We start from the raw sequence: 24,347 nt of genomic DNA on the forward strand, positions 1-24,347 counted from the left end.
TGAATTTGTGACCCACTCATTTGGATTTCTTATTAATTTCCTGTTAACTAAATTTTTTCAATTAGTTAACAGGATGAAAAATGAGAATGAGTGTCAAACAGTTACGCGCGTTTTTAGCGGTAGCTCACACTCTCAATTTCGCGCACGCCAGCGAACGCTTAAATCTTTCCCAGCCAGCGCTGAGCCTGACGATTAAAAGCCTGGAAGATGCGCTCGGTGGGCCGCTGTTGCAGCGGAGCACGCGCAAGGTTGCCCTCACGCAGGAGGGAGAAACATTTCTGCCGATGGCGCGGCAGCTGCTGGCCGACTGGGATAACGTGGAAGAGGCAATGCACCAGTGTTTTACGCTCCAGCGCGGCAAAATCTCGGTCGCGGCGATGCCGTCGTTTGCCGCCAACGTTTTACCGGAAGTGCTGAAAGCGTTTCGCGATCGCCATGCCGGGGTCAACGTCACCGTGCATGATGTCATCAACGAGCAGGTGATTGAGATGGTGCGGGAAGGGCGGGTTGAGATGGGGATTGCCTTTGAGCCGGCACCCACGCATAACCTGCTGTTTACGCCGCTGGGGCTGGACAGGTTTGTCGCCATTGTGCCGAAAGATTCCGCGCTTGCGGGAAAAAAGCGCCTGGCATGGGAGGAGTTGCTGACGCTGGATTTCATCACCCTGCAGCGCCCTTCGGCGGTACGTCTGATGATGGAGGAGGAGCTGGCGCGGAGCGGCAGAAAGCTGGACGTGGCGCTGGAGAGTCATCAACTGGTGACGGTAGGGCGCATGGTCGCCAGCGGGCTGGGTGGCAGCGCCGTGCCGGCGCTCTGCGAGGCGCAGATGGCTTCCCTGGGCGCGGTCTGTATTCCGCTGGATAACCCGCCCATTGAAAAGTGCATCGGGGTGATCCATCCCGGGCACACGCAGCTCTCTAAAGCGGCGCATGCCCTGCTGGAAACGCTGAAGGATTTTTATCACCCCACTCAGGGAGCGAGGAACACCTGCGGCACGGCATGAGCCGGATGGCTGCCGACCAGCACCTGCGCGCCATACCAGCGCGCCAGCGTCCCGGCCTGCAAAACGTCCTCCGGTGCCCCCCGGGAGACCAGCCTCCCGTTATGCAGCAGCAGGATACGATCCGCCCACAGTGCCGCCAGATTAAGATCGTGCAGAACCACGCAGACGTGGAGATGCCCCCGACGGGTCAGGGTTTTCATCAGGCGCAGCAGATGTTGCTGGTGGAAGAGATCCAGTGCGGAGGTCGGTTCATCAAGAAACAGCCAGCCGCGTGGGGCGCCGTCGCACCAGAGTTGGGCCAGTGCCCGAGTGAGCTGGATCCGTTGCTGCTCGCCTCCGGAGAGTGCCGAATAGCGTCTGCCCGCCAGGGGTAAACAGCCTGTGATCGCCATGACCTCCTCAACCACTGACGCCTCAGGGGAGCGCGTCCAGGGGGCGCGCCCCATACCGACCACGGCTTCCACCGGCCAGTCGAATCCGGGCTGCGTATTTTGACGCATCACTGCCCGGTAGCAGGCGAGGGTCTCCGTTGGCCAGTCCGCAAGCGGCGTGCCTGCCAGACTGCACCGCCCGCTTGCGGGTGTGAGATAGCCGGTCAGCAGCCGTAATAATGTCGATTTCCCGGCACCGTTAGGGCCAATCAACGCGACCAGCTCACCCTGAGATAAGGTCAGTGAAACATCGTCGATCAGCGTCCGTTGCCCGGCGTGAAAGACCAGGTTTTCCGCACAATAGCGTTCAGCCATGCGCACCTCCACGACGAAAGATAAGCCACAGGAACCACGGCGCACCGAGAAGGCTGGTCAACAACCCAACGGGCATTTCCGCCGGGGTGACCAGAGTGCGCGCCAGCGTATCGGCAGCCAGCAGCAGTAACGCTCCGGCCAGCACCGAGCCGGGGATCGCGGCCCGGTGGTCGGCCCCTAGCCACATACGCATCAGGTGTGGGACCACAAGGCCAACAAAGCCAATCACGCCGCTGATGGCCACCGCCGCAGCGACCAGCAGGGCGCTGCACAGCAGCAGGATCCGCTGTACCCGGGCAACATCCACCCCGAGATAGTGCGCCTCTTCATCACCCAGCTGCAGCAAATTGAGTGGGCCAGCCAGCCGCCAGATAATCAGAACCGCAGGCACCATCAGCGAGGTCACCGCAAGCAGGGTGGACCACTGCGCCTGCCCGAGGCTGCCCATTCCCCAGAGCGAAAGCTGGCGAAGCTGCGCATCGTTGCTAAGCCAGGAAAGGAGACCGACGGCCGCGCCGCACAGGGCGTTGATGGCGATCCCCACCAGCAGTAAACGGGACAGGGAACCGTGACGCTGCTGGCTGAGCAGGAAGATCACAACGGTTGCAGCCAGCGCGCCGAGGAATGCCGCAACCATCGGGGCGTAAAGCATCATCAGGGCCGGCAACGTGACAGGAATAACCACCCACAGCGCGACCGCCAGCGCCGCGCCGCTGCTGATCCCAAGCAAACCCGGGTCTGCCAGCGGGTTGCGGAACAGTCCCTGCATCACGCACCCGGCCAGCGCCAGCGCGCCGCCAATCACCAGCGCCAGCAGCACGCGGGGCAGGCGAATGGTCAGCCAGATCTGACGCATCGCCTCATCGCTGCCGTTCCACAGCAGGCTGACCGGCAGAGGCAATGCTCCAAAGCCTGTTGCCGTAAGGGTCATGATGCTCAGAATTGCGGCCAGCATCCACAGCGACAGTGCGATCCGCCGGGACATCAGGGCAGTTGCTCCGCTTTAACACGCAACTGCCGGATGGCTTCCGGCGTGCGCACGCTGAAACCCAGCAGCGCCATGTCATCAATCGCCAGCAGCTGTTTGTGCCGTCCCGCCGGGGTTTGCGCCAGTCCGGGCAGCTTCCACAGATTCGCCTCGCCACCCAGCGCGTTCACGCCGTCCTGCGAAATCACCACCAGGTCGGGCTGGCTGGCAATAATCCCTTCCTGCGACAGTGGCTGATACCGCGTGAAACCCTGCATCGCGTTCTGCAACCCGGCGGCACGAATGGCGGCATCGGCGCCGGTTTGCTGTCCGGCGGCCATGGCGGTCATTCCCCCGTGGTTGAGGATAAACAGCACCCGCTTGTTGAGCGGTTCTGCGGGCAGAGCCGCCACCGCCTGACGTAGCGAGCGGCGCAGGCTCTCTCCCTGCGCTTCACGGTGGGTGGCCTCGGCAATAATGCGGATCTTTTCGTCAATGACGCTCAGATCGTTGCGGCCAGGAACGGTAATCACCCTGACGTGACTGCGTTCAACCTGCTTTAACGCCAGAGACGGCTGCGCCTGGTCGCTGGCCAGCACCAGCGTGGGACGCATGGACAAAATCCCTTCGGCGTTAAGCTGGCGCAAATAGCCCACGTCCGGGAGCGCGTTCGCTGCCTGCGGCCACTGGCTGGTACTGTCGCGTGCGACCAGCGAAGAGTCCGCGCCAAGCGCATAAACAATCTCCGTGACGTCGCCGCCAAGGGTGACAATTTTCTCCTGCGCGGCGGCAAACGCCACCAGCGGCAGGGCGGTCAGCAGGGCAAACCACGTTTTCATGCGGCCAGCCCTTTTGGCGTCAGGGCATCAATCTGGCTACGCCACTGGCTCTGCTCCGGCTCGCCTTCCGTACGCTGACCATAGAGTTGGGCAATTTGCGTGCCGTCTGCGGCAAACAGTTCCAGGCTGGTGACGTGACCGTCTGCAGTCGGTTTGCGCGTGACCCAGCTCTCCGCAATCGTTTCCTCCAGCAGATGCAGGGTAAAGGTGGGGTTAAAGATGTTCAGCCAGCCTTTCAACGGCACGACTTTCTCCACCGCGCCGGTGAAGATCTGCACGCAGCCGCGGTTACCCACGAAGATCATGATTTCGTTGCCGTGCTGGCGCGCGGTTTCCAGCAGCAGTGCCAGCGCATTGTTTTCAACCTGGCAGGCGAGGTCGTCGCCCACCAGGCGAAATGCCTGCTGGCGGCTGAGGTTGTGGCGTTTCAGCAGGCCGAAGAACTGGTGCACGTCAGTCATCGCACGCCACGCTTTGTCCACGAGGGCGGCATCTGCATTTTCGGCATACAGCGGGGTCTCGGCAACCTTCAGCTCAAGCGGCGGGTTATCGGCAAAGATAAAGCGGGTCAACACGTCAGCCCAGGCGGCGAGGTCGGTGTTGTCCGTGGTGTAAACTTTCAGTACGGCATCACCCTGATGATCAAAAAACTGAATGCTCTGCCGCTCGCCGCGTGCGGTGGTTTCGCTGAGATGAAACGCGCTTGCCCACTGGTTGAGGAACAGGCGCAGATCCAGTCCGCGCGGGTTCAACACCAGCCCGGCGTGGCCGTTCAGGTGCTGATGGGTGAAGCTGCCTGACTGTTCGTGAACGGCGTAGTCGTTGCGGCAGATGCATTTTGTTTCCCCTACGGCTTCAAGCGCGCCTAAGATCTCGCGAATTTCACCGCGCAGTCGCCAGGCATCATGACCCACGCGCGCAAAGGTCAGTTCTGCTTCACTGAGGTTCATTAACCCTGCAATATCGCGCGCATACTTACCCGGGTTTTCTTCTTTTAGCGCCAGCCAGCGCGTGTAGTGATCCATTGTCTTTTCCTTCTGAATAGTTTCCCCGCGGGGAATTACCACTGATAACTCACAAAAATCTTGCCGTTACGACCGTCCTGCGGAATACCCTGAGGAGACCAGTACTCCTTGTCGAAGGCGTTACCCAGCACCAGCGTGGTGGTGATGCCCTTTAGCTGCTCCTGGCCCTTATAGCTGATGTAGATGTCGTTGACCGCATAGCCCGGCTGTTTGCTGTAACTGCTGCTGACATGGGTTGAACGATCGACAAAGGTGCCGATCCAGCCCACGGAGAAGCCGCTTTGCGCCACCGGAATATCCAGCCTGCTGGTGACGGTGTCCGGGTTGATGCTGGAGATGTACTCGCCGGTATCGGTATCTTTTCCGCGCGTGCGGTTATAGGCCAGATCGAGGTTAAACAGGTCGGCCGAGTATTTTGCCATCACGTCCCAGCCCCAGATTTTGGCGTTCGGAACGTTGTACGACATGGTGGTCGCCGCGGCAAAATTGACGGTGGTGGAGATGTAATCTTTGGCTTTGGTATCGAAATAGCTGGCCTTGAACTCCAGCCCGTCGTTGGCGAGCATCAGGTCGTCAAAGCGCAGGCCAAAACCAAACTCCTGCGTTTCGTTGGTTTCCGGGCGCAGGTTCGGGTTAGGCACCCAGTAGTTAGTGTAGAAACTGCCGATGGAGAAGTGTTTGGCGTCGTTATACATCTCGCCCATGGTCGGGGCGCGGAAGGCCTGAGCGTAAGAGCCAAACAGCATCAGCCAGTCGGTAGGGCTGACGGTTAACCCGGCGCGGGAGGACCACTTGTCGGCATCCACGTCGTCGTAGCCCTCGCTGCTACCCCGATAGTTGTCATAGCGCGTGCCGCCCAGCAGGGTAACAGGCAGATCGCGCAGGGTGATTTCATCCTGCAGCCAGCCGGAGCTAAAGTCGATTTTCGCCTCCGGGAAGCCGGTGGTGGTGCCACCCGGACGTTGTTCCTGACGATAATATTCCCCGCCGTAGGTCAAAAGGTGAGAGGCAAAGGTGTCGCCGAACAGGCGGGTACGGTTTTCTACTTTGCCGCCTTTGGTGGTCTGCTTGCGGAACTCACCGGTGCTGTCGATGTTCTGGGCATTTATGCGCACCTCTGACCAGTAAACTTTTGCATCGGCGTTCAGCCAGTCGTTCCCTTCCGGCGCCAGACGGTAACCCAGCAGTGCATCACGCTGGATGGTGGAGCGGTCGGTGATGGGGTTGCTGCTGGTGGCATCGGGGGTTTGCGGGTTTTTCGGCTCCTGCGCGGCGTTGTTGTAGTAGCGCAGGGAGCCGCTTAACGTCTGAGCCGGGTCGATTTTCCAGCTGCCTTTCGCCAGCATGTTATTAATGGATTCGTCGTTTGGGGCACGCTTGCCGTCGCTCTGGCGGATATCGCCGCGGTCACGGCTGGACCATGACACCAGACCGTCAAGCGTATCGGTGCGGCCATAGGCGCTGGCCCCCATCCCGAGGCTATGATCGCCTGTCGCACCGGTACCAAATACGCGGTAACCGCTGTTTTTGCCCGGTTCCAGGAGATCTCTGGCGTCAACGGTGTCATAGGAAATCACGCCACCCAGCGCACCGCTGCCGTAGAGCAGCGCCGACGGACCGCGCACAACTTCGATACGTTTGATCAGCGCCGGGTCGAGGAACGTGCTGTTGAGGTGTCCGGTGTCGGTACCCTGACGCACGCCGTCAAATAGCACCAGCACGCCGCGTCGGTCATAACCGCGCAGATTAACGTCCTGACCGTTGGTGCGGCCGGTGCCGTCCAGCGTCAGGCCTGGCACGTTACGCAGCAGGTCGGCGGCAGAGCTGGCGGTCTGTTTTTCCGGGGCAGCGGCGTCAATCACGCTCACCATCATTGGGGCTTCGAAGGCGCTACGGGCGTTGCCGGTAGCGGTGACGGTTATTTCATCTGCGGCAGCAAACGCGACGCCCGGCAGGGTACTGACAATCGCCAGCGCCAGAAGTGACGGGCGTAAACATGCGGTATGCAGGTGTGGCATAGCAACTCTCCATAAAGAATCGAAAGCGCTGGCTGCCTGGGGATCACCTGGGTGGCTGGCGAATGTTTTGGTTTATTTTGTGAGGATCAATTTTCCGGCATTCGTCTGGCGCAGCAGGTAGTGCTGGCCGGCATGCTCGATAATCACCCGCCCCTCATCACCCAGCAGGCTTTTGCTGTCGATGCGACGATCGGTGGAGGCAGGGGCGGGCGCTGTGTGTGTTTTTGCTGGCGTTGCCGCGCGGTTATCCGTAGGTGACATAATGTTTATAAATAACAATCAATGTAACAATGATAATCATTATCAATAAACTGCAATTTCACGGCAAGCGTTTTTGTGAAAATAATGTGACGGGATCAAATTTTGGGGGAAGGTGCGGTCTGATGCCCTCACCCCGACCCTCTCCCACAGGGAGAGGGAGAAGGGCACGAACCGTAGGCCGGGTAAGCGCAGCGCCACCCGGCGGGGGTCAGAAGCGCGTATCTATCGCAGACGCCAGCTTTTCCAGCAGCAGTTCGCTGTCTTCCCAGCTCAGGCACGGATCGGTGATTGACTGGCCGTACACCATCTGCTGTCCGGCAACGATTTTCTGCGTGCCTTCCTTGATAAAGCTTTCGGCCATAATACCCGCGATGGCGGTTGAACCGCTGCGGATCTGCTGGCAAATTTCATCGCAAACGTCCAGCTGGCGGCGGTGCTGCTTCTGGCAGTTACCGTGGCTAAAGTCCACCACCAGATGTTCCGGCAGATCGAATTCGGCCAGTGTTTCGCACGCGGCGGCGATATCGTCGGCATGGTAATTGGGTTTCTTCCCGCCACGCATAATGATGTGCCCGTAAGGGTTACCGCTGGTCTGGTAGATAGTCATATGACCACTTTTATCCGGCGACAGGAACATGTGGCTGGCACGCGAGGCGCGGATCGCGTCAACAGCGATACGGGTGTTGCCATCGGTCCCGTTTTTAAAGCCGACCGGACAGGAGAGGGCGGAGGCCATCTCGCGGTGGATCTGGCTTTCAGTGGTGCGTGCGCCGATCGCGCCCCAGCTGATCAAATCGGCAATAAATTGCCCGGTCACCATATCGAGAAATTCAGTCGCCGTTGGGACGCCCAGCTCGTTGACCTGGAGCAGCAGCTTGCGTGCCAGTTCGATACCGTGATTCACACGATAGCTGCCGTTGAGATCGGGATCGGAAATCAGCCCTTTCCAGCCCACCACGGTACGCGGTTTTTCAAAGTAGGTGCGCATCACAATTTCAAGGCGATGCTGATACTTATCCCGCAGTCCCTGAAGGCGTTTGGCATAATCCAGTGCTGCATCCAAATCGTGGATAGAGCAAGGGCCAATCACGACCAGAAGACGCTTGTCTTCACCGTTCAGGATTTTTTCAATACGTCGGCGGGAGGCCGTAACATATTCCGCAACCGCGGCGGAAACGGGGTGCCGCTGAGCCAGTTCAGCCGGAGTGACCAGGCTGTCAATGCGCGCCGTGCGGAGTTCGTCGGTTTTATTCATGATTTGTCTCAGAAAATTTTTGCTTCATCGGCAGACTACCGGGAAGTGATGGGCATCACATTAAACCAATCCCTGCTGATTTCAAGTTCGGGGCGATACCGCCCCGTTGTTGCAGAGGATGATACCCGAATCTGAGTTAATGTACTAGCATATTAGTACATTCGACGATTAAGTCCCATGATGTCGAGAATTTTGGTGGCGATCTCTTCTACCGAATAGTTAGTGCTGTTCAGCCACGGGATCTGGTTTTTGCGGTACAGCGCTTCCACTTCGGAGACCTCCATGCGGCACTGGCGCATGGAGGCGTAGCGGCTGTTCTCGCGGCGCTCTTCGCGGATCGCGGCCAGACGCTCCGGGTTAATCGTTAGTCCGAACAGTTTGTGCTGCAGCGGCTTGAGCGCAGCAGGCAGCACCAGGTTATCCATGTCGTCGGCAATAAAGGGGTAGTTGGCGGCGCGAATGCCGAACTGCATCGCCAGATAGAGGCTGGTCGGCGTTTTACCGCAACGCGACACGCCAAGTAAAATCACCTGTGCCTGGTCGAGATTGCGCAGAGAAATACCATCATCATGCGCCAGGGTGTAGTCGATGGCGGCAATACGCGCATCGTATTTGGTCAGGTTGCCAGGGTTCAGCCCATGGGTACGGTGGGCGATAGGCGTCGGGTCAAGCTTCAGCTCGCTCTGGAGCGGGGCCACCAGCGCCTGGACGATATCCTGGCAGAAGCCCTCGCTTTGCAAAATGATGTGGCGAATTTCGGGGATAACGATGGAGTAGAACACCAGCGGACGGACGCCGGTCTGCTGGTAGATGGCGTCGATCTGGTCCTTCACCGCTTTGGCGCGGCTCTCATTTTCCACGAACGGCAGCGTGATGCTGTTAATCGATACGGGGAACTGCGACATGACCGCGTGGCCCAGCACCTCGGCGGTGATCGCCGTACCATCAGAAATATAAAAAACGTGACGATCGACAGCATTATCCATTTTACCCACCCTGAATATCATACGTAATTGTCTGAAAGCATAAATTAAAAAAGTAATTTACACAGCAAAGAACTTATCCTAATTATGAATGAAACACTGTTTTTGATTTTCCTGAAAAGTGGATTTCATTTTTCAAATAGCGACTTTATTTTTGTGGTTAACGGCTGAATATAGAGGAATCATCGGGTTAATCGCTGGTGGGAAACTATCCGAAAAGTTGAAAATTTAAATTGCTTACACGATTCACCGTTTTTTTAGCGCAAATAAATATGCCAGTATAAATACGTAGTCAGGTGTTACTTACTCCGATCAAATATCACAAAAGGATTGTTTCGATGTCCAACAATGGCTCGTCACCGCTGGTGCTTTGGTATAACCAACTCGGCATGAATGATGTAGACAGAGTTGGGGGCAAAAATGCCTCCCTGGGTGAAATGATTACAAATCTGTCCGGTATGGGTGTTTCCGTACCAAACGGGTTTGCCACAACCGCCGATGCGTTTAACCTGTTTTTAGACCAGAGCGGTGTAAACCAGCGCATTTACGACCTGCTGGATAAAACGGATATTGATGATGTGACCGAGCTTGCTAAAGCCGGGGCGCAGATCCGCCAGTGGATCATCGACACACCTTTCCAGCCGGAACTGGAAAAAGCCATTCACGATGCTTACAACCAGCTCTCCGCTGACGATGCGCAGGCCTCCTTTGCCGTGCGTTCTTCCGCAACCGCAGAAGATATGCCGGACGCGTCGTTCGCCGGGCAGCAGGAAACCTTCCTGAACGTTCAGGGCTATGATGCGGTGCTGGTGGCCGTGAAGCACGTATTTGCTTCCCTGTTCAACGACCGCGCCATCTCCTATCGCGTGCACCAGGGCTACGACCATCGCGGCGTCGCGCTCTCCGCTGGCGTCCAGCGCATGGTGCGTTCAGACGTAGGCTCATCCGGCGTGATGTTCTCCATCGATACCGAATCGGGGTTCGACCAGGTGGTGTTCATCACCTCTGCATGGGGCCTGGGTGAGATGGTGGTGCAGGGCGCGGTGAACCCTGACGAATTTTATGTACACAAGCCTACGCTGGCCGCGGGTCGCCCGGCGGTGGTGCGCCGCACCATGGGCTCGAAAAAAATCCGCATGATCTATGCCCCAACTCAGGAGCATGGCAAGCAGGTTAAGATTGAAGATGTGCCGCAGGAGCAGCGCGACCGCTTCTCCCTGACCGACGCCGAAGTGCAGGAACTGGCGAAGCAGGCGGTGCAGATTGAAAAACACTACGGCCGTCCGATGGATATCGAATGGGCGAAAGACGGGAACACCGGCAAGCTGTTTATCGTCCAGGCGCGTCCGGAGACCGTCCGTTCTCGCGGTCAGGTGATGGAGCGTTATACGCTGCACGCCCAGGGCAAAATTGTGGCGGAAGGTCGCGCGATTGGTCACCGCATCGGTGCCGGTCCGGTGAAAGTGATCCACGACATCAGCGAGATGAACCGTATTGAGCCAGGCGACGTACTGGTGACCGACATGACCGACCCGGACTGGGAACCGATCATGAAGAAAGCGGCGGCCATCGTCACCAACCGCGGCGGTCGTACCTGCCATGCGGCGATCATTGCCCGCGAACTGGGTATTCCTGCGGTTGTCGGCTGCGGTGACGCAACCGAACGCATGAAGGACGGACAGAACGTAACCGTCTCCTGTGCCGAAGGCGATACGGGCTACGTGTATGCCGATATCCTCGACTTCAGCGTGAAGAGCTCCAGCGTGGATACCATGCCGGATCTGCCGCTGAAAATTATGATGAACGTCGGTAACCCGGACCGTGCGTTTGACTTCGCCTGCCTGCCGAACGAAGGCGTTGGCCTGGCGCGTCTGGAATTTATCATCAACCGCATGATCGGCGTGCACCCGCGTGCGCTGCTGGAGTTTGACGACCAGGACGCGAAACTGCAGAACGAAATCCGCGAGATGATGAAAGGCTACGACTCGCCGAAAGAGTTCTACGTTGGCCGTCTGACCGAAGGGATCGCCACGCTGGGCGCGGCGTTCTACCCGAAACGCGTGATCGTGCGTCTGTCTGACTTTAAGTCAAACGAATACGCCAACCTGGTCGGCGGTGAGCGCTACGAGCCGGAAGAAGAGAACCCAATGCTGGGCTTCCGCGGCGCCGGACGCTACGTGTCCGACAGCTTCCGCGACTGCTTCGCGCTGGAGTGTGAAGCGGTGAAACGCGTGCGCAACGACATGGGGCTGACCAACGTCGAAATCATGATCCCGTTCGTGCGTACGGTGGATCAGGCGAAAGCGGTAGTGGACGAGCTGGCGCGTCAGGGGCTCAAGCGCGGTGAAAACGGACTGAAGATCATCATGATGTGTGAGATCCCGTCCAACGCCCTGCTGGCCGAGCAGTTCCTCGAGCACTTTGACGGCTTCTCTATCGGCTCGAACGACATGACGCAGCTGACGCTGGGTCTGGACCGTGACTCCGGCGTGGTCTCTGAGCTGTTCGATGAGCGTAACGAGGCGGTGAAAGCGCTGCTCTCCATGTCCATCCGTGCGGCGAAGAAACAGGGTAAATACGTCGGGATTTGTGGTCAGGGTCCTTCTGACCATGAAGACTTTGCCGCCTGGCTGATGGAGGAGGGGATTGATAGCCTGTCCCTGAACCCGGACACCGTGGTGCAAACCTGGCTGAGCCTGGCGGAACTGAACAAGTAACGCCAGCATGACCCGAAAAGGCGAGGATATTATTCCTCGCCTTTTTTATTTCATTTCATATTTGCTCCCCATCACAAATAAAGTAAAAAACCAAATATCATAATTTGTCTGTTAATTTAGACAATTGTTAGCGCGCAAAGCGTTGCTAATACTTGAGCCTTACTGCGCATTTCTCTTCAGAAGATGCGCAACTGGTTGAAATACGTTTTAACCTGATAAAAAGGCAAATAACAATGACACTTTCCTCTGTATTGCGTACCAAAGATAAAATAGGTTATGGCTTAGGTGATATGGCCAGCGCGCTGGTCTGGCAAACGGCCACGTTATTTCTTGCTTACTTCTATACGGATGTTTTTGGTTTACCCGCGGCCATTATGGGGACCATGTTTTTAGTGGTGCGCGTGGTTGATGCGTTTGTCGACCCGTGCATTGGCGCACTGGTTGACCGCACCCAGACGCGTCATGGTCGTTTCCGTCCCTGGCTGCTGTGGTTTGCCATTCCTTTTGGCGTGAGCTGCCTTATCACCTTCTATGTACCGGACGTCGGGCCGACGGCTAAAATCGTTTATGCCTGCCTGACCTACGCTATCCTGAGCCTGATTTACTCCGCGATTAACGTGCCTTACTGCGCCATGCCGGGCGCACTGACGCTGGACCCGCGCGAGCGTCACTCCCTGCAGTCATGGCGCTTTGGTCTGTCATTTATTGGCGGGTTGATTGTGACGGTTATCGCATTGCCGCTGGTCTCACTGCTGGGCCAGGGCAACGTGCAGAAAGGCTATTTCTATGCCATGAGCCTGATGGGGCTGCTGGGCATTGTGCTGTTCTTCTGTTGCTTCCTGATGACCCGCGAGCGGTATTCTCCGCGCAATGATACCTCCGGCTCCATGCTCACCGATTTAAAACTGCTGGGCCGCAACAGCCAGTGGCGTATTGTGTTCCTGTTTAATATTTTGCTGCTGACCGCGGTGGTAACGCGCGGCTCCGCCACGATGTATTACGTGAACTACGTGCTGTTGCGCCCGGATCTGGTATTTGCCTTTATTGTTTCCGGAATGGTGGCCTCCTTAAGCGGCGCATTATTATCTGAACGGCTGCTGGGGAAATTTGACCGCGTTCGTGCTTACCAGTGGACGATTATTTCCTTCGTCATTTTCGGCGCGCTGATTTTCTTCCTGCCGCCTTCGCAGGTCTGGCTGATCTTCGGCCTTAACATTGTCTTTAGCTTTATTCAAAACCTCACCACACCGCTCCAGTGGACCATGTTCTCCGATGTGGTCGACTACGAAGAGCATCGCAGCGGCCGTCGCCTGGACGGGCTGGTCTTCTCCACCGCGCTGTTTGCCATCAAATTTGGCCTGGCGCTCGGCGGGGCGGTGGTGGGCTGGGTACTGGGCATGGTGGATTATACGCCGGGCCAGGCAGCCCAGACGCCGCACGTGCTGTCGACCATTAACGCGCTTTTCACCCTTATCCCATGCGCGCTGTTCCTCTGCATGGTGGCGCTACTTTCCATCTACAAGCTTAACAGCCGGCTGGTGGATTCCATCGCCCGTGAGCTGGCCAGCAAGCGTGAGGTCAGACCCGAAGCGGGGCAGCTCAGCCCGGCAACCCCTTCCGCACTACAGGAGTAAAACATGACAGCTATCTATAAGGACGCGGGACGTCCCGTGCACGAGCGCGTCGCCGATTTACTGGCGCGTATGACCCCGGAAGAGAAGTTCGCCCAGATGCATGCCTACTGGCTGATCCTCGACGAAAACGGTAACCACCGCGAGAGAAGCGATCTGAGCGACGAATTCGCCGGTGTGAGCGAGCAGGCGTCGCTCGGGGAACGGCTAAAACTGGGCGTCGGGCAGATCACCCGCCCGCTGGGCACCCATATTGTTGACGCAAAAACCGGCGTGCGCGCGGCGAACCGCCTGCAACGTATGATGATGGAAGAGACCCGTCTCGGCATTCCTGCGCTGTTCCACGAGGAGTGTCTGGTAGGACTGCTGTGCAAAGACGCAACGCTGTTCCCGTCCTCGCTGAATTACGGTTCCACCTGGAACCCTGAACTTGTGCAGCGTGCAGCAGAGCAGATTGGCAAAGAGGCGCGCTCTGTGGGCTGCCAGCAGGGGCTGGCCCCGGTACTGGACGTTTCCCGCGACGTGCGCTGGGGCCGCACCGAAGAGACCTTCGGGGAAGATCCGTGGCTGGTGGGGGTGATGGCGACGGCATACGTCAAAGGGTTGCAGAGCGACAAGCGCGATCTGCTGGCGACGCTTAAGCATTACGTGGGTCACTCGTTCAGCGAAGGGGCGCGCAACCATGCTCCGGTCCACCTGGGCTTTAGCGAGCTGAACGACACCTTCCTGCTGCCGTTTGAAATGGCGGTCAAGCTGGCCAATGCCGGTTCGGTGATGCCCGCCTATCATGATATTGATAATCAGCCGGGACACAGTGACAGCTTCCTGTTGACCACCGTGTTGCGTGAGCACTGGGGTTTCGATGGCATCATTGTCGCGGATTATGGCGGCGTCAGCCTGCTGCATCAGCACCATGGCATTTCCCACGATGCGGCGGAATCGGCCGCACTGGCATTTAACGCCGGGCTTGATGTTGAACTGCCGAAAGATGACTGCGCACGACACCTCGCAGAGGCCGTTGAGCGTGGGCTGATTTCCATGGACAAAGTCGATGAAATCGTGGGGCGCGTGCTGACCGAAAAATTCCGGCTGGGGCTGTTTGAACACCCGTATGCCGACGAAAACGGGATCGATCTGCAAAACGAGGCAACCCGCCAGGTCGCGCGGGACGTGGCGACGCAATCTGTCACGCTTCTGGAAAACAACAGCATTTTGCCCCTCGGTGGAAAACCGCGCGTGGCGCTGGTGGGCCCGACCGCAGACGATCCGCTGGCCCTGCTCAGCGGCTACAGTTTCCCGGTTCACCTGATTATCAGCGATATGGTGGAGGAGACTTCGCAGGTGACGACTCCGCGCGCGGCGCTGGAACATTACCTGGGCACAGCGAACGTGCGCTACGCCAAAGGGTGTCACATTATCGAAAAACGCATGGCGGGTGCACCTGTCTTCCCTGGCGACAGCGGCGGTAAACCGATGCAGCAGTCACCGGTTTCGCAGAGTACCGCCTTGATCCCCGAGGCGGTAAACGCTGCGCAGCAGAGTGATGTGGTGGTGGCCTGCGTCGGCGACCTCGCAGGGCTGTTCCAGAGCGGCACGGTAGGGGAAGGCTCCGATACCGACTCGCTAAACCTGCCCGGCGTGCAGCAACAGCTACTGGACGCGCTGGTGGCAACCGGAAAACCGGTCATCGTTGTCATGACCGGCGGGCGTCCCTACAACCTGCAGGGGATGGAGGATAAGGTCGCGGCGTTGATGATGGCATGGGCGCCAGGGCAGGAAGGTGGCTGGGCGATTGCGGACGTGCTAACCGGTCGCGCCGAGCCGCAGGGGCGCCTGGTGGTGAGCATGCCGAAAAGCGCCGGCGCGATGCCGTATTACTACAATCACAAGCTGAAAAGCGGCGGGACGCCGTTCGCGTTCCACTTCGGTGCACGTTATCCGTTTGGTTTCGGTCTCGGCTGGACGCAATTTAGCTGGGGAGCCGCGAAGGTAGCGGCAGCGAGCGTGCCAGTCGACGGCGAGGTGGTCATCAGTCTGGATGTCACCAATAACGGCGAACGCAGCGGCAGCGAAGTGGTGCAGGTTTACGTCAGGGATAAGGTCGCCACGCAGGTACGACCGCTCCAGGAGCTGAAGGCCTTCCAGCGCGTCACGCTCTCGCCGGGGGAGACCGCCACGCTGAACTTTACGCTGCCGGTGGAGATGTTTAACTTCACCCGTCGTGATGGCAAGCGCATTGTTGAGCCGGGTGAGTTTGAACTGCAGATTGGCGCATCGTCGGCGGACATCCGTGAGATCGTGTCGGTCAACGTCACCGGGGAGACGCGGGTTGTACCTGCTGAATGGCGGATGATCAGTACCTGTGAAGTGACACGCGCGTAGTCAGGATAAAAAAAAGCCCATCGTGGGAGATGGGCAAAGACTACACACAGCAATTCGTTGTTTCACTCAGGGGATTTCCATGCTTATAAATCAAGGTGTTGATCTATAACCGTGAGCTAATAGTAGGCATGTGCGCTTTTAGCGTCGATCAGATTCGTCTCAATAGTTAAAGAGAAGTAAAGATTTCTTGAGGTTTATAGCAGACTTACTGTTGAAAGGGCGGGTCTGACCAGTGTACAACGAATAAATACTTTAGCAGCGTTTAAGTATTATGGGGAAGAATGTAGGCCGGGTAAGCGTTAGCGCCACCCGGCAACAAAACTTAATGCGTGTTCTTCTCTTCCAGCTCTTCCAGTTCGCCCAGAATCACGTCCGGGTCAGTTTCCGGCGGTGGAATTTCATGCACCCAGGCGGAGAACAGACGCCAGGTCACGGCGAGCAGTACCGGGCCAATAAACAGGCCAATCATTCCGAAGGCAATCAACCCACCGATCACCCCGGAGAGGATCAGAATCAGCGGCAGGTCTGCGCCCATGCGGATGAGGATGGGGCGAATCACGTTATCCATGGTGCCGACCACGCAGCTCCACACCAGCAGAACCGTTCCCCACGTGGTGTCACCTGTCCAGTAAAGCCAGATAATGCTGGGAACCAGCACCAGTAAGGGGCCCAGTTGCGCAAGACAGGTCATCAGCATGACAACGGTAAAGACGGTCGCGTACGGGACACCGGAAATCGCCAGGCCGATACCGCCCAGCACCGCCTGTACCAGGGCCGTTACCACCACGCCAAGCGCCACGGCGCGCACGGCCTGTGCCGCCAGCAGCACGGCGGCATCGCCGCGTTTGCCCGCCAGTCGGGTGGCAAAGTGACGAACGCCTAACGCCACCTGCTCGCCGCGCCAGTAGAGCAGGGCGCTGAACAGCAGCATCAGGGTACAGTGCATCATAAAGCGACCAATATGGGCCGCCTGACCCACAAACCAGGTGGTGGTGGTGCCAATATACGGACGCACTTTCGCCATCAGCGCGCTGCCGCCCATCTCCAGCAGGCTGTGCCAGCCGCTATAGAGTTTGGCACCCACAACAGGGATGCTGTTCAGCCAGGCGAGATCCGGCAGCGTCAAATCGCCACTGGTAACGGCACGAATCACCGGACCACTGGAGTCCACAAGGCTATTAACCAGCAAGGCAATCGGAATAATAAACAGCAGGAACAACAGCAGCGTCATCACCAGTACGGCGAGACCGCGACGGCCGAACAGCAGTTTCTGCAAACGCAGCAGCAAAGGCCAGGTAGCCACCACAACGGTTCCGGCCCAGGCGAAGCCGAGAATAAAGGGTTGAACGATCCACAAGCATGCAATAATCATGAGGGCCAGGAACAGCACCGACAGCAAAATTTGCGCAACATCCCTGGGCTGGCGAACATTGACCATAAATAAAACTTTCCTTAAAAGAACGCCAGTATGGCTGGCGGGAACGGAAAACCGCGTCTCTCTAATCATTAATGATCTCAGCGGTTTTTGACAGGCGGATTTTGCCCGTAATTCTACGAAGCACATAAGAAAAAAATGTGATAAAACTTTCCAGACACAACGCAAACGATTTCACATTACTCTAATTAGGGTCGACAGTAATGATCCCACAGATTTCTCAGGCACCTGGCGTCGTTCAACTGGTGCTTAATTTTTTGCAGGCACTGGAGCAACAGGGTTTTACAGGTGATACCGCCACGAACTATGCCGACAGGCTGACGATGGCCACCGATAACAGTATCTACCAGCTTCTTCCCGATGCCGTCGTTTTCCCTCGTTCAACCGCCGACGTGGCGCTGATTGCCCGGCTGGCCACGCAAGAGCGGTTCGCCTCTCTGGTCTTTACGCCGCGTGGCGGCGGCACCGGGACCAATGGTCAGGCGCTGAACCAGGGCATTATTATTGACATGTCGCGCTATATGAACCGCATCATTGAGATCAATCCTGAAGAGGGATGGGTGCGGGTTGAAGCGGGCGTCATCAAAGATCAGCTAAATCAGTATCTCAAGCCTTACGGTTACTTCTTCGCGCCGGAACTCTCCACCAGTAACCGTGCGACCCTTGGGGGCATGATCAATACCGATGCGTCCGGTCAGGGGTCGCTGGTCTACGGAAAAACCTCCGATCACGTGCTGGGCGTGCGTGCGGTTCTGCTGGGTGGCGATATTCTTGATACCCAGCCGATGCCGGTCGAACTGGCGGAAACGCTGGGTAAAGATAACACCACCATCGGGCGTGTTTATCGCACGGTGCTGGAGCGCTGTCGTGACAACCGCCAGCTGATCCTCGATAAATTCCCCAAACTGAACCGCTTCTTAACGGGCTACGACTTGCGTCACGTCTTTAACGACGATCTGACGCAGTTCGATTTAACCCGGGTGTTGACCGGCTCTGAAGGCACGCTGGCGTTTATCACCGAGGCGCGGCTGGATATCACCCGTTTACCGAAGGTGCGTCGCCTGGTGAACGTCAAATATGACTCCTTCGACTCCGCGCTGCGTAATGCACCGTTTATGGTTGAGGCGCAGGCGCTGTCGGTAGAAACCGTCGACTCTAAAGTGCTGAATCTGGCGCGGGAGGACATTGTCTGGCACTCCGTGCGGGAGCTGATTACCGACGTGCCGGATAAAGAGATGCTGGGTCTCAATATCGTGGAGTTTGCTGGCGATGACGCGGAACTGATTGAAAGCCAGGTGACGACGCTCTGCCAGCGTCTGGATGATCTAATTGCGCAGGGTGAAGGCGGCGTGATTGGCTGGCAGCTCTGTAACGATCTGGCCGGTATTGAGCGTATCTATGCGATGCGCAAAAAAGCCGTGGGCCTGCTCGGCAATGCAAAAGGCGCAGCGAAGCCGATTCCGTTTGCCGAAGACACCTGCGTGCCGCCTGAGCATCTGGCGGATTATATCGTTGAGTTTCGCGCGTTGCTGGACAGCCACGGCCTGAGCTACGGCATGTTCGGCCACGTCGATGCCGGGGTGCTGCACGTGCGCCCGGCGCTGGACATGTGCGACCCGCAGCAGGAGATCCTGATGAAGCAGATCTCTGACGATGTGGTGGCCTTGACCGCCAAATATGGCGGTCTGCTGTGGGGGGAGCACGGGAAAGGGTTCCGCGCGGAATACAGCCCGGCCTTCTTCGGCGAACAGCTCTATGCGGAATTACGCAAGGTCAAAGCGGCCTTCGACCCGCATAACCGCCTCAATCCCGGAAAGATCTGCCCGCCTGAAGGCGTGGATGCGCCAATGCGCCAGGTGGATGCCGTAAAACGCGGGACTTACGACAGGCAGATCCCAATTGCGGTACGTGCCTCCTGGCGCGGCGCGTTGGAGTGTAACGGCAATGGTCTGTGCTTTAACTTCGATGTGAAAAGCCCGATGTGTCCGTCGATGAAAATCACCAGCAACCGTATCCATTCTCCGAAAGGGCGGGCGACCCTGGTGCGCGAATGGCTGCGCCTGCTGGCCGATCGCGGCGTTGATCCGCTCAGGCTGGAGCAGCAGATACCGGAAAAACGGGCCAGCCTGCGCTCGCTGATTGAGCGCACCCGCAATAGCTGGCATGCCAGTAAGGGCGAGTATGATTTCTCCCATGAGGTGAAAGAGGCGATGTCCGGCTGTCTGGCCTGTAAAGCCTGCTCGACGCAATGCCCGATTAAGATCGATGTGCCGGAATTCCGCTCGCGCTTCCTGCAGCTCTACCACACGCGCTATCTGCGCCCGGTGCGAGACCATCTGGTGGCAACCGTGGAAAGTTACGCACCGCTGATGGCGCGCGCGCCTAAGACCTTTAACTTCTTTATCAACCAGCCGCTGGTGCGCAAGCTCTCCGAAAAGCATATCGGTATGGTCGATCTGCCGCTGCTGTCGGTGCCGTCTCTGCAGCGCCAGCTTGTCGGGCATCGCTCGGCAAACATGACCCTGGAACAGCTTGAGGCGCTCACCCCCGAGCAAAAAGCGAATGTCGTGCTGGTGGTGCAGGATCCGTTCACCAGCTACTACGACGCCCAGGTGGTCGCGGACTTCATCCGCCTGACCGAAAAACTGGGGTATCAGCCCGTGGTTCTGCCGTTCTCGCCCAACGGCAAGGCGCAGCACATTAAAGGCTTCCTGACGCGTTTTGCGAAGACCGCGCGGAAAACCGCTGACTTCTTAAACCGTGTGGCGCAACTGGGTATACCCATGGTCGGCGTCGATCCGGCGCTGGTGCTTTGCTATCGCGATGAATATAAACAGACGCTGGGTGATAAGCGCGGCGAATTCCACGTCATGCTGGTGCATGAGTGGCTGCCGGCAGCCCTGGAAGCGCGCGCGATTCAGGATGTCAGCGGTGAACCGTGGTATCTGTTCGGCCACTGCACGGAAGTGACGGCGCTGCCCGGCGCCCCGGCGCAATGGGCATCCATTTTTGCCCGGTTCGGGGCGAAGCTGGAGAGCGTTAACGTGGGCTGCTGTGGGATGGCCGGTACGTACGGTCATGAAGTGAAAAACCACGCCAGTTCGCTCGGCATCTATGAGCTGTCCTGGCACCAGGCCATGCAGCGTTTGCCGCGAAACCGCTGTCTGGCGACGGGCTACTCCTGTCGCAGCCAGGTGAAACGGGTAGAAGGTAACGGCGTACGCCACCCATTACAGGCTTTACTGGAGATAATTGGATGATCTGGAAACGTGCCGTCACGCTGCAGGCGCTGAATGCCATGGGAGAGGGGAATATGGTGGGGCTGCTGGATATCCAGTTTACCCGCATTGGCGACGATGATATTGAGGCCACAATGCCTGTCGATCATCGGACTCATCAGCCGTTTGGTTTATTGCACGGCGGTGCGTCCGTGGTGCTGGCCGAAACGCTGGGCTCGGTTGCAGGGTATCTCTGCACCGAAGGGGAACAGAAGGTGGTCGGGCTTGAGGTGAATGCCAACCACATTCGCTCAGTGCGCAGCGGACGCGTACGCGGTATTTGCCGCGCGCTCCATGCCGGCAGCCGTCACCAGGTGTGGCAGATTGATATCCTCGATGAGCAGGATCGCCTATGCTGCTCGTCGCGTCTGACGACGGCGGTCGTGTAAAGTTTTCAGATGAATTGCCTTTGGTCAAAAACTAGCCAGCAGGTTGTGATATACTGGTCAGGATTTGTACATAAGCGAGGACATCATGGATACTGAAATAACCCCAACACAGCTGGCAATTGAATATTTACGTCGCGATAAGAGCAACCTGTCTCCGGCGCAGTACCTGAAAAAGCTGAAACAGCTTGAGCTGGAATTTACAGATTTGCTGGCGCTCTCTTCGAATGAACTGAAAGAAGAGATCTATTTTGCCTGGCGGTTGGGCGTTCACGTCCATTGAGTGAGTGTTGTTGAAAAGGCCGCAATTGCGGCCTTTTTTGTGCCTGACATTCAGTATCTGGCAGGAAGTTTGTTGATTTTAAGGAGACGGCCTTCTTCCATTTCGATAAACCCGCCGGTTTTTAAATCGGCCAGAATACGCATGACCCCGCTTCGGGAGAGCTGGGTTTTCTCCCTGATATACCTTTCCGCCGTCACGCTGCCGCGATAGCTCTCATCTTCCTCCATCAGCTTTATGAGCTGCTGGCGAATCATCTCATACGCCGTCGGTGCCCCCTGAGGCATCACGTTGTTATAAAGACGGCTATAAACAAACATGAGCTGTTTTGAAAGCAGCCCCCACAAGGCCTTTTCTTTGATGATGTCATTAACCCGCTTGGCGGTGAGCGTGCCTATCAGGCAAGGGCTTACGGTCTTGAGGTAGTCATTAAAATAAATGTCGGTCAGATTAGCGAGGCCGAAGAGGGCGGGGCTGCGGGCCGTGGAGAGCATCATATCGTCGCTTCTTCTGTAGATAGCGACCGTCCCCTCAAGAATTAAATAGCACATTCCCTGACCATCGATCTGAAGGTCAAGTCGCTCGCCGCGAGCGGTTTGTCGTGTCGTACAGTCAGGCAATAAGTGAGAAATAAGCTCTTGCGCGTAGGGTGAGCCACGTTGAGGCTTTTCTGGAAGGGACATGGTCGCTGCTAACCTTTAAATAAACCTGGCTAAGTATAGCGTCTATCGTCTCTGGCGGCACGGCGGCGGTCAATATTTTCGTGGCAGATGATGAATGTCGAGCAACACGCCACGCTCCATGGTGATGTACTTCCCGGTGCGCAGTTCCGAGAGGATACGCATAATTCCGCTGCGTGAAAGATAGGTCCGGCTTTTGATGTAGGCTGCCGCCGTCGTATTTAACCGGATTGCGTCGGGTTCCTGCATCAGTTCTACAAGCTGGAAGCGGATAATATCGTAGGCCGACATTTGCGATATTTGTGCGCAATGTTCGTAGACCCGCGAGGCGGTATAAATAAGCAGCTTAGAAAAGTGCTCCCATAAATTATGTTGCGACACAATTTGATTGAAGCTCTCCAGCGGCACGCGGGCGATCTCTGCGGTCTCCAGCGCCCGGACATACAGGTGCTCAGAGGAAAACTGACTGCTGACACCGAGAATAAAAGGGGCCGATTCAGAGTTTAAAACAATGCCGTCGCCGCGCCGATGAAGCGCCACGCTCCCCTGGAGAAGCAAAAAGCATTGCCGAATATCATCTTTATAATAATGTACCGTTTCGCCACGGCCGATGATCATTCTGTTGGCCACGGGCAAAACATGTTTAATCAGCGTGTCTATATGGGCGAACGGTTTTAAATCCAGAACTGAGGACTGGTGATTATTCAGTTGGGTGGTTAAACGCGTATTCATAAGATACCTCACAGCGACGCTTTGTATGATCAATTTTTGATCTGCGAATGGAATTATCTTAAAAATGAAGAACTCAGGGAATATTCCCCGCAGGTCTAAAAGTAGACCGGGGGATCTCAGGCGTCTAACGTTCTGAATCACAGGAGAAAGTGTGTCGGGTCTACAATTAGACTCGCTCACTATTCGATAATTTTCTGCTGTGATAAATGTTGTTTTTTCGTTAAATCACAGTCTACAGCTAGACCATAAAAAAGTTGTTTTCAGGAAAATGATTATATAAATTTTATCCAGTCAGTCAGAAAGACCTTATGCTATCGATTGGGAAATAAAAGAATGTTAACTGGTTCTTTTATCGGCTTTCTGCTACGTGAATTTCAATAATAAATAAAGTTATCCAGTAAACAGGAACATGATGATTATGAAAAAGAATATTATTTTAGCAATGGTAGCGGCAGGTTCCGCCTTAATGATGGGCAATGCCTTTGCGGCTGCGGGCACCGTAAACTTTAATGGCAACATCCTGGATTCAGCCTGCGATGTTGCGGTGGCCTCTCAAAACCAGGTGGTGGTATTAGGTGATTATTATAAAACAGAATTTCCAACCACCGGTTCAAGAACGGCGGCAACGAAATTCAATATTATTCTGAAGAATTGTCCGGTAACCGTGACCAGTGCCAAAGTCCGTTTTGACGGCACGCCCGATATGACCAATACGGATCTGCTGGCGATTGATACGTCCGTCGCCGGTGCCGCAACCGGGGTTGCCATCAATTTGATGACTGCTGATAAAGCTGACCTGCCGCTGCATAGCAGCAATAGCTACAACTATTCGTTAAGCAGCAGTGCTGACAATACGTTGGATTTCTATGCGCAGTATATTTCAACGGCGGCAGCGGTAACATCCGGTCCTGCAAACTCCGTCGCTAACTTCTCTGTTGTTTATAACTAATTACTCAGCAGCAAAAAGTCCGCTCCGCAAGGTGTTGTGTGGGGGCAGTCATTGCCCCCTTGTATCAAGAGGTTCAAAATGAATGTTATTAGCAAAGCCCTGCTGAGCGCGGCTGTTATTATGGCGTCGCTGTCACAGGCTTCTGCCGGGGTTATTATTGGCGGTACCCGCGTTATTTTTGATGGTGGAAAAAAAGAAGCCTCCATCAGCATCAATAATGCGGATGAAGCCCCTTACTTAATCCAGTCCTGGATTGAGATGCCAGAAGGTAATGCTAATAAAGCGCCTTTTATCATCACCCCACCGCTCTACAGGCTTAACGGTGGTCAGCAGAATATTGAACGTATTTTGATCACCGGCTCGTTGCCGCAAGATAAGGAAAGTCTGTTCTGGCTGAACATTAAAGCGATACCGTCAGCCACGAAACAGGTTAATTCATTGCAGATTGCCGTGAAGACACGCATCAAGCTTATTTATCGTCCGGAAAAGCTGAAGGCGTCAACGCCGGAGGATCAGGTAAATAAATTAACCTGGTCCCGCAGCGGAAATAAAATCCAGGTCTCTAATCCTACACCCTATGTCATTAACTTTAATGACATAAACGTCGGGGGTAAAAAACTGGAGGAGGCCTCCTGGGTGGCACCGGGCGCAGTGGCTGCATTTAGCTTACCGCCCGGCATTTCTGGCAATCAGATCCAGTTCAGCGTGATTAACGATTATGGCAGCCCGGGAATAAGACACCAGGCCAGTTTTTAATAGTTGAAAAACGGGCGCTCTCA

At 56.5% G+C, this 24,347-nt stretch carries 20 protein-coding genes and 1 other RNA gene; 9 read left to right on the forward strand and 12 right to left on the reverse strand.

Features of this window, described 5'->3' with window-relative positions:
- Positions 1-80: 80 nt before the first annotated feature.
- A complete protein-coding gene (locus A4308_RS13920; RefSeq protein WP_023332779.1) occupies positions 81-1,004 on the forward strand; it encodes a LysR family transcriptional regulator in 924 nt (307 codons plus the stop codon).
- Here the strand turns inward: A4308_RS13920 and A4308_RS13925 are convergent.
- The 8 genes from A4308_RS13925 to ppsR all read right to left on the reverse strand — a co-directional run bounded on the left by A4308_RS13925 (position 971) and on the right by ppsR (position 9,101).
- On the reverse strand, positions 971-1,750 hold the full coding sequence (locus tag A4308_RS13925) for a heme ABC transporter ATP-binding protein (protein ID WP_023332780.1): 780 nt from the start codon (positions 1,748-1,750) through the stop codon (positions 971-973). The two genes, A4308_RS13920 and A4308_RS13925, sit on opposite strands and share 34 nt — an antisense overlap.
- Positions 1,743-2,735 carry a FecCD family ABC transporter permease gene (locus A4308_RS13930; RefSeq protein ID WP_023332781.1) on the reverse strand — a complete coding sequence of 331 codons (993 nt, stop codon included), beginning with the start codon at positions 2,733-2,735 and terminating at the stop codon, positions 1,743-1,745. The genes A4308_RS13925 and A4308_RS13930 overlap by 8 nt, the downstream gene beginning before the upstream one ends.
- Positions 2,735-3,556 carry a heme/hemin ABC transporter substrate-binding protein gene (locus tag A4308_RS13935; RefSeq protein WP_045281801.1) on the reverse strand — a complete coding sequence of 274 codons (822 nt, stop codon included), beginning with the start codon at positions 3,554-3,556 and terminating at the stop codon, positions 2,735-2,737. The genes A4308_RS13930 and A4308_RS13935 overlap by 1 nt, the downstream gene beginning before the upstream one ends.
- On the reverse strand, positions 3,553-4,581 hold the full coding sequence (locus tag A4308_RS13940; protein WP_045281802.1) for a hemin-degrading factor: 1,029 nt from the start codon (positions 4,579-4,581) through the stop codon (positions 3,553-3,555). The genes A4308_RS13935 and A4308_RS13940 overlap by 4 nt, the downstream gene beginning before the upstream one ends.
- A 35-nt stretch (positions 4,582-4,616) precedes the next feature.
- Positions 4,617-6,599: a TonB-dependent hemoglobin/transferrin/lactoferrin family receptor gene (locus A4308_RS13945; protein ID WP_063308639.1), complete on the reverse strand. Its 1,983-nt coding sequence runs from the start codon at positions 6,597-6,599 to the stop codon at positions 4,617-4,619.
- 72 nt (positions 6,600-6,671) lie between these two features.
- Positions 6,672-6,860, reverse strand: a complete 189-nt coding sequence (gene hemP / locus A4308_RS13950; protein ID WP_032636863.1) for a hemin uptake protein HemP — start codon at positions 6,858-6,860, stop codon at positions 6,672-6,674.
- 208 nt (positions 6,861-7,068) lie between these two features.
- Positions 7,069-8,115: a 3-deoxy-7-phosphoheptulonate synthase AroH gene (aroH, locus tag A4308_RS13955; protein ID WP_045281996.1), complete on the reverse strand. Its 1,047-nt coding sequence runs from the start codon at positions 8,113-8,115 to the stop codon at positions 7,069-7,071.
- A gap of 152 nt (positions 8,116-8,267) precedes the next feature.
- Entirely contained in the window at positions 8,268-9,101 is an 834-nt protein-coding gene (gene ppsR / locus A4308_RS13960) for a posphoenolpyruvate synthetase regulatory kinase/phosphorylase PpsR (RefSeq protein ID WP_014883510.1), read from the reverse strand.
- Between the two features lie 335 nt (positions 9,102-9,436).
- Between ppsR and ppsA the strand changes: the two genes are divergently transcribed.
- The 3 genes from ppsA (at position 9,437) to A4308_RS13975 (ending at position 15,828) form a co-directional block, all read left to right on the forward strand.
- The gene (ppsA, locus tag A4308_RS13965; RefSeq protein WP_014883511.1) at positions 9,437-11,815 is read left to right on the forward strand and encodes a phosphoenolpyruvate synthase; all 2,379 of its coding nucleotides are present in this window, start codon (positions 9,437-9,439) and stop codon (positions 11,813-11,815) included.
- A 233-nt stretch (positions 11,816-12,048) separates the two neighbouring features.
- Complete coding sequence (locus tag A4308_RS13970; RefSeq protein ID WP_045281997.1) at positions 12,049-13,449, forward strand: MFS transporter; 1,401 nt, start codon at positions 12,049-12,051, stop codon at positions 13,447-13,449.
- A 3-nt stretch (positions 13,450-13,452) separates the two neighbouring features.
- Positions 13,453-15,828, forward strand: coding sequence for a glycoside hydrolase family 3 N-terminal domain-containing protein (locus A4308_RS13975; protein ID WP_063308640.1), 2,376 nt, complete (start codon positions 13,453-13,455; stop codon positions 15,826-15,828).
- 5 nt (positions 15,829-15,833) lie between these two features.
- Here the strand turns inward: A4308_RS13975 and rprA are convergent.
- Positions 15,834-15,941: antisense sRNA RprA (gene rprA, locus A4308_RS13980), an RNA gene on the reverse strand.
- Between the two features lie 209 nt (positions 15,942-16,150).
- On the reverse strand, positions 16,151-17,266 hold the full coding sequence (gene ydiK, locus A4308_RS13985) for an AI-2E family transporter YdiK (RefSeq protein WP_014883514.1): 1,116 nt from the start codon (positions 17,264-17,266) through the stop codon (positions 16,151-16,153).
- Positions 17,267-17,466: 200 nt separating this feature from the next.
- Here ydiK and ydiJ point away from each other — a divergent pair, with 200 nt between their 5' ends.
- The 3 genes from ydiJ to A4308_RS14000 all read left to right on the forward strand — a co-directional run bounded on the left by ydiJ (position 17,467) and on the right by A4308_RS14000 (position 21,210).
- Entirely contained in the window at positions 17,467-20,523 is a 3,057-nt protein-coding gene (ydiJ, locus tag A4308_RS13990; RefSeq protein ID WP_045281999.1) for a D-2-hydroxyglutarate dehydrogenase YdiJ, read from the forward strand.
- On the forward strand, positions 20,520-20,930 hold the full coding sequence (gene menI, locus A4308_RS13995; RefSeq protein WP_014883516.1) for a 1,4-dihydroxy-2-naphthoyl-CoA hydrolase: 411 nt from the start codon (positions 20,520-20,522) through the stop codon (positions 20,928-20,930). Before ydiJ ends, menI begins: the two co-directional genes overlap by 4 nt.
- An 85-nt stretch (positions 20,931-21,015) precedes the next feature.
- Positions 21,016-21,210, forward strand: coding sequence for a YdiH family protein (locus tag A4308_RS14000; protein WP_003857766.1), 195 nt, complete (start codon positions 21,016-21,018; stop codon positions 21,208-21,210).
- A 50-nt stretch (positions 21,211-21,260) separates the two neighbouring features.
- On the opposite strand, the gene A4308_RS14005 is transcribed toward A4308_RS14000, so the two are convergent.
- Both A4308_RS14005 and A4308_RS14010 read right to left on the reverse strand, forming a co-directional pair.
- A complete protein-coding gene (locus A4308_RS14005; RefSeq protein ID WP_045282000.1) occupies positions 21,261-21,890 on the reverse strand; it encodes a helix-turn-helix domain-containing protein in 630 nt (209 codons plus the stop codon).
- Positions 21,891-21,959: 69 nt separating this feature from the next.
- Positions 21,960-22,619, reverse strand: coding sequence for a helix-turn-helix domain-containing protein (locus tag A4308_RS14010; protein WP_045282001.1), 660 nt, complete (start codon positions 22,617-22,619; stop codon positions 21,960-21,962).
- A 418-nt stretch (positions 22,620-23,037) separates the two neighbouring features.
- Between A4308_RS14010 and A4308_RS14015 the strand changes: the two genes are divergently transcribed.
- Together A4308_RS14015 and A4308_RS14020 are read left to right on the forward strand one after the other, a co-directional pair.
- Complete coding sequence (locus tag A4308_RS14015) at positions 23,038-23,568, forward strand: fimbrial protein (RefSeq protein WP_032645360.1); 531 nt, start codon at positions 23,038-23,040, stop codon at positions 23,566-23,568.
- A 78-nt stretch (positions 23,569-23,646) separates the two neighbouring features.
- Positions 23,647-24,324: a fimbrial biogenesis chaperone gene (locus A4308_RS14020; RefSeq protein ID WP_045282002.1), complete on the forward strand. Its 678-nt coding sequence runs from the start codon at positions 23,647-23,649 to the stop codon at positions 24,322-24,324.
- Positions 24,325-24,347 lie beyond the last annotated feature (23 nt).

It is taken from the genome of Enterobacter sp. ODB01 (assembly GCF_001623605.1).
GTDB lineage: Bacteria > Pseudomonadota > Gammaproteobacteria > Enterobacterales > Enterobacteriaceae > Enterobacter > Enterobacter kobei.

Bases quoted from the DNA above. Each gene is read 5' to 3' on its own strand.
- A4308_RS13975 (WP_063308640.1), top strand. From the start codon at position 13,453: ATGACAGCTATCTATAAGGACGCGGGACGTCCCGTGCACGAGCGCGTC.
- ydiK (WP_014883514.1), bottom strand. From the start codon at position 17,266: ATGGTCAATGTTCGCCAGCCCAGGGATGTTGCGCAAATTTTGCTGTCG.
- A4308_RS14010 (WP_045282001.1), bottom strand. From the start codon at position 22,619: ATGAATACGCGTTTAACCACCCAACTGAATAATCACCAGTCCTCAGTT.
- A4308_RS14015 (WP_032645360.1), top strand. From the start codon at position 23,038: ATGAAAAAGAATATTATTTTAGCAATGGTAGCGGCAGGTTCCGCCTTA.
- A4308_RS13930 (WP_023332781.1), bottom strand. From the start codon at position 2,735: ATGTCCCGGCGGATCGCACTGTCGCTGTGGATGCTGGCCGCAATTCTG.
- A4308_RS13970 (WP_045281997.1), top strand. From the start codon at position 12,049: ATGACACTTTCCTCTGTATTGCGTACCAAAGATAAAATAGGTTATGGC.
- hemP (WP_032636863.1), bottom strand. From the start codon at position 6,860: ATGTCACCTACGGATAACCGCGCGGCAACGCCAGCAAAAACACACACA.
- A4308_RS14005 (WP_045282000.1), bottom strand. From the start codon at position 21,890: ATGTCCCTTCCAGAAAAGCCTCAACGTGGCTCACCCTACGCGCAAGAG.
- ydiJ (WP_045281999.1), top strand. From the start codon at position 17,467: ATGATCCCACAGATTTCTCAGGCACCTGGCGTCGTTCAACTGGTGCTT.
- aroH (WP_045281996.1), bottom strand. From the start codon at position 8,115: ATGAATAAAACCGACGAACTCCGCACGGCGCGCATTGACAGCCTGGTC.
- A4308_RS14000 (WP_003857766.1), top strand. From the start codon at position 21,016: ATGGATACTGAAATAACCCCAACACAGCTGGCAATTGAATATTTACGT.
- ppsR (WP_014883510.1), bottom strand. From the start codon at position 9,101: ATGGATAATGCTGTCGATCGTCACGTTTTTTATATTTCTGATGGTACG.
- A4308_RS13940 (WP_045281802.1), bottom strand. From the start codon at position 4,581: ATGGATCACTACACGCGCTGGCTGGCGCTAAAAGAAGAAAACCCGGGT.
- A4308_RS14020 (WP_045282002.1), top strand. From the start codon at position 23,647: ATGAATGTTATTAGCAAAGCCCTGCTGAGCGCGGCTGTTATTATGGCG.
- A4308_RS13945 (WP_063308639.1), bottom strand. From the start codon at position 6,599: ATGCCACACCTGCATACCGCATGTTTACGCCCGTCACTTCTGGCGCTG.
- menI (WP_014883516.1), top strand. From the start codon at position 20,520: ATGATCTGGAAACGTGCCGTCACGCTGCAGGCGCTGAATGCCATGGGA.
- ppsA (WP_014883511.1), top strand. From the start codon at position 9,437: ATGTCCAACAATGGCTCGTCACCGCTGGTGCTTTGGTATAACCAACTC.
- A4308_RS13925 (WP_023332780.1), bottom strand. From the start codon at position 1,750: ATGGCTGAACGCTATTGTGCGGAAAACCTGGTCTTTCACGCCGGGCAA.
- A4308_RS13920 (WP_023332779.1), top strand. From the start codon at position 81: ATGAGAATGAGTGTCAAACAGTTACGCGCGTTTTTAGCGGTAGCTCAC.
- A4308_RS13935 (WP_045281801.1), bottom strand. From the start codon at position 3,556: ATGAAAACGTGGTTTGCCCTGCTGACCGCCCTGCCGCTGGTGGCGTTT.